Origin of the sequence: Pseudoalteromonas sp. SR45-5, assembly GCF_014163565.1 — a bacterium.
Lineage (GTDB): Bacteria > Pseudomonadota > Gammaproteobacteria > Enterobacterales > Alteromonadaceae > Pseudoalteromonas > Pseudoalteromonas distincta.
In genome coordinates, this window is the sequence record NZ_JACJDN010000995.1 from 1 (window position 1) to 843 (window position 843).

Genomic DNA, 843 nt, shown 5'->3' on the forward strand with positions numbered 1-843 from the left:
TTGGTTTAATCATTGCATCATCTAAATCACTATTTAAATTTTTAACTTATTAAGGATTGATTATGGCTACTGCAACGAATACGAAACCAAATACAACTTCAGATGTTAAGCCTGACGTTAAACTAACAAATACTGAGTCTCCTCTTACAGAGAAAGCAACATCAGCGGCGCACGATGCTGTAGATGCACTTTCTAGCAAAGCTGCAACAGCTGAAAGCAGTGTGCGTAAAGGAGCTTCTAGCTCAGCAGATGCATTGAGCGAAAAACAACTTATTGCACGTGAAAAACTAAGCGAATGTACTGCAAAAACTCGTGCTTTTGCTTCTGAAAATCCATTAGCAACTGCGGGTATTGCTTTTGCTGCGGGTATGTTAATCACATCACTACTTCGTCGTAAGTAATTAGTGATGAATAACCCACAAACAACAGCAACCAAGGATGGTAATGCGCAAGACCAAACTACTGAGCAACATAGCCAAAAGGACGATTGGCAAGATCATGTTGCAATGCTTTTAGAGTATTCTAAGCAGCTCAAGGATGATTACCATACTCAAGGAAAGATCACCCACCAGCTTGCTAAAGCTGAATGGCGGTTATCGCTTAGATCGCTTGCATTGATCACTATATTTTTAGGATGCTTTGCCAGTGGTTTGGTTTTGTTGTGGGCAGGATTTCTAGGTGCTGTTGGATACGGTGTATACGATGTTTTTGGGTCGGTATGGCTAAGTATAGCAACAGCTACTTTACTACAAGTTGCTTGTTTAATATGGCTTTGGAAAAATACAGTATACTTAAGCAATAAAATTGGCTTTAGTAAAACACTTAAAAGTTTAAAGCAGCTAT

General features: G+C 39.1%; 2 protein-coding genes. Both read left to right on the forward strand.

Going from position 1 to position 843, the window contains the following annotated elements:
* Positions 1–62 precede the first annotated feature (62 nt).
* Entirely contained in the window at positions 63–401 is a 339-nt protein-coding gene (locus tag H5072_RS20600; RefSeq protein WP_002957982.1) for a hypothetical protein, read from the forward strand.
* Between the two features lie 6 nt (positions 402–407).
* On the forward strand, positions 408–843 hold a 436-nt coding region (locus H5072_RS20605), incomplete at its 3' end, for a hypothetical protein (RefSeq protein ID WP_182694656.1).

Excerpts from the sequence above, each read along its gene's own strand:
- H5072_RS20600 (WP_002957982.1), top strand. The coding sequence starts at position 63 with ATGGCTACTGCAACGAATACGAAACCAAATACAACTTCAGATGTTAAG.